General features: G+C 71.8%; 2 protein-coding genes and 1 pseudogene. 1 reads left to right on the top strand and 2 read right to left on the bottom strand.

The window, feature by feature from the left end:
- Together AAH979_RS42715 and AAH979_RS42710 are read right to left on the bottom strand one after the other, a co-directional pair.
- A pseudogene (locus AAH979_RS42715) lies at positions 1–708 on the bottom strand (hypothetical protein); the annotation flags it as partial.
- A gap of 899 nt (positions 709–1607) precedes the next feature.
- Positions 1608–2294, bottom strand: coding sequence for an alpha/beta hydrolase (locus AAH979_RS42710; protein ID WP_346263819.1), 687 nt, complete (start codon positions 2292–2294; stop codon positions 1608–1610).
- 261 nt (positions 2295–2555) lie between these two features.
- Here AAH979_RS42710 and AAH979_RS42705 point away from each other — a divergent pair.
- A partial coding sequence (locus AAH979_RS42705; RefSeq protein ID WP_346263820.1) for a WYL domain-containing protein occupies positions 2556–3402 on the top strand: 847 nt, incomplete at its 3' end.

The following is a 3402-nucleotide window of genomic DNA, read 5'->3' as shown; positions in this document are numbered from 1 at the left end:
GGCGGAGTAGGTGCCGTATGCCCCGCCGTCCAGCGCGTACTCGATCCGGCCCACGCCCGATCCGGTGTCGGTGGCCGAGAGGGTCACCGTGGCGGCGCCGACGTAGGCGCCGTCCTCGTCCTGCTCCCCGGTGACCGCGGCGGTCACCGTCGGCGGGGTGGTGTCCTCGCCGCCGCCGGTGACGACGAGCAGCCCGTTCATCGTGCCGTGCCCCGGTATCGCACAGAAGTAGCGGTAGGTGCCGGCCGTGAGTACCACGTCGACGGTCCATCGGCCCTGGTTGGCGTCGAACGGGTCGGCCAGGATGTTCACGTCCACGTCGCGGTTGTACTCGGGGTTTCCGGTGTCGAACGTGAGGGTGTGCTGCATCCCGGTGGTGTTGCCGGTCGCGGTGCTGTTCTCGAAGACGAGGGTGGCCGGCCCGGCGACCGCGGTGGTGGGTGCGGAGACGTACGCCTGGGTGCTGTCACCGGCCGTCCACGTGAGCACCTGGGCCTGCAGTTGCCCGGCCGAGGTGCGGTCGAGGGCCGTGCCCGGCTCGGAGTCCGCCGGGCGGGCGCCGGCCGGGACGGAGACGAGCGCGGAACCGACGACCAGGGCGGCGATCGCCGCGAGCATCCTCATCGGTCGGTTGGGCAGGCCGCCGCCGAGCCGGGGAAGCAGCCGGGAGCGCCTTGGCGGGCCAGAGCGCACAGGGAAAGCTGGCATGCCGAACACACCTTTCGCGAGTCTTGGGGAACGTCGACGACCCGTGGGGGTTTCGTGTTGATCGACGGGTGACATGGCGGTGGACCGCACACCAGCGTGATCCGCGACGCTGGGTCCGGTGCTGCGGCTGCCGGCCTGTCGCGGCTGGTGTGTGGACAGACGTGTCTCGATCAGGGCGGGGGGACTATGGGCACGGTGGACTATGGGCGAGGTCGGATCGGCGACGGGGGTGACGCCGACCGCGGTGCCGAGCCGGCGGAGCGCCGACATCGTTGCGGGTATGGCGCGGGCGGGCCGCGCCGGAGTCTGCGGGCACGGCGGCCTGGAGAGCGGGCTCCCCCGGCCAAGCCGTGACTCTCAGACGACGAGCTAACCGCGCCGCCGGTTACCTCGTAGAAACATGTTGATATTGTTCGACACTAACTGTCTTGCCGTCGGCGTGTCCAGATCTTTCGGCAGGATCATCCGCACTTTTGTCCGTGGTGACAAAAGACTGTGGCGGCGAAGAAAGTCGGCCGGACTGGCGGCAGCGACCAGTGTGGAGGGCTACGCCCGGATTCATCCGTACTTGTGCGCCGGGGCTCACCGCCGAGCCCCGGTGGCGGGGCGGCCCGGCGCCAGGTAGCTGTCGAAGGGGACCGTGTCTCACTGCCGGTCCACGATGGTCTCTCCGCACCTGCGCATGCGTCGATCGTTTGCAGCGGCGAGGCCCCCGCAGGACGCTCCGTCGACCAGGACGGATCATCGGCACGGGGGCCCGGAGCCACTGTGGCGGTGCGCAGGCGAGACGCCGGGCGTACCCGGTGGCGCCGCCCGCGGCCGCGACCTAGGGATGTGCGCGGTCGTCCCGCCCAGGGGTGCTGCGACGGCGGCGACCGGCACGCGTTGCGGGCATGCCGTCAGGATTCGACGGCAGCCGAGGCGAGCAGCCGGGCGAGTTCGGTCGGTTCGCTGACCATCGGCCAGTGGCCCGATGCGATGTCGACCAGCTCGAGGTGCGTGACCCTGGCGAGCTCGGGCACATCCCCGGCGGCGATCCACTCCCGCGCCTGGTCCGGCGTGAACTCGGGGCACACGAGTACGACCGGCACGTCGAACCGTCGCTCGTCCGCCAGCCGTACCACGCCCTTGGCCACCCCCTCCGGGACGGGAATCGCGGCGGACGCGAAGGCTCGCCGGGCCTCCTCGTCGAGGTCGGCGGCGTCCGGCCCCTCGAACGGCCCCCAGCCGGGAAATGGCATCGCGCCGTCCTTCAGCTCGAAGAACTCGGCGTAGGAGTTCCCGTCGGGGGTGGGGAAGCCGCCGATGAGGACGACCTTGCCCACCTTCTCCGGTCGCGCGTCGGCGGCCAGCCAGGCCAGGGTGCAGGCGGCGGAGTGTCCCACCACCATGGGTTTCCCGGACGCCGAGTCGACGGCGGCGAGCACCGCCGCCCGCTGGTCGTCGAGGGTGGCGGAGGTGGATCCGTCGCCCTGGCCGGGCAGGGTGAGCGGCACGGGGCGGTGGCCGAGTGCCTCGAGCGCGGGCACGACCTCGCCCCAGGCGGATCCGTCGAGCCAGAGGCCGGCGACGAGCAGTATGTCCACGATCAGTGTCCTTTCTTCGACGAAGTCAGGTCCCGTTCGGCATCGCGCCGGTACTCCCATTCCGCCCAGGACGATGTGCAGACCGCATTGCCGGGGAAGCTCTCCCGCCCTCCGGTGAGGTCCTGCCCGTGGAACCTGGTCGTGGGCATGACGCTAGGCCCAATTCCGGACGATCTACTACCGGTTCAGCTTCTGGACACCTAATCTGCTGGGGTGCCGACCGAACTGAGCCCCACCGCACGGGCCCTGCGCACGCTCGAGATCCTCCAGGCCCGCCCCGGCACGACGGCCGGGGAACTCGCCGGGCGGCTGGGCGTCACCGAGCGGGCCGCGCGGCGGTACGTCGGGATCCTCCGCGAGGCTGGCATCCCCGTCGAGTCGGTCCGGGGTCCCTACGGCGGTTACCGGCTCCGGCGGGGGACCAGGCTGCCTCCGGTCGTCTTCACCGAGGCAGAGGCACTCGGTCTGGTCATGGCGGTGCTCGACGGTCAGCCGACCGCCGCCGACACCGACGCGCACGACCTCGTCGGCTCGGCCCTGGGCAAGGTCATCCAGGTGCTCCCGGAGAACGTCGGCCGGCAGGCGGCCGCGCTGCGCAGGCATGCCTCGGCCGCTCCCGACCGGTATGCGTCCCGGCCGGACCCCACCACCACCAGCGCACTCGTCAGTGCCGTCGCGGCCCGACGCCGGGTGCTGGTCACCTACCGGACCGAATCCGGCAACGAGTGGGACGCCGAGGTGGATCCGTGGGCGGTGGTGGTCCGCTACGGCCGCTGGTACCTGCTGTGCCACGCGCACCACGCGGACGCGGTCCGCACCTACCGGCTCGACCGGGTCCGGGCGGTCCGGGAGACCGGGCACACGTTCGAGCCGCCCGCCGGCCTCGACCCGGTGGCGGCCCTGGAGGAGAACCTGGGAAGCGGGTGGGAGTTCCCCACCCGGGTCGTCTTCGACGCTCCGGTGGCCGAGGTGGCCCCGTGGATCCGGCCCCCGATGGGCCGGCTCGAACCGTCGGGCGACGGGTGCGTGCTCGTGGGCAGCACGGGTAACCCCTCGATGTACGCCCAGGAGTGGTTGCCGACGGTGCCGTTCGCCTTCCACGTCGAGG

This window comes from Plantactinospora sp. ZYX-F-223 (assembly GCF_039649625.1).
Lineage (GTDB): Bacteria > Actinomycetota > Actinomycetes > Mycobacteriales > Micromonosporaceae > Plantactinospora.
This window is presented reverse-complemented; position numbering and strand designations above follow the sequence as displayed.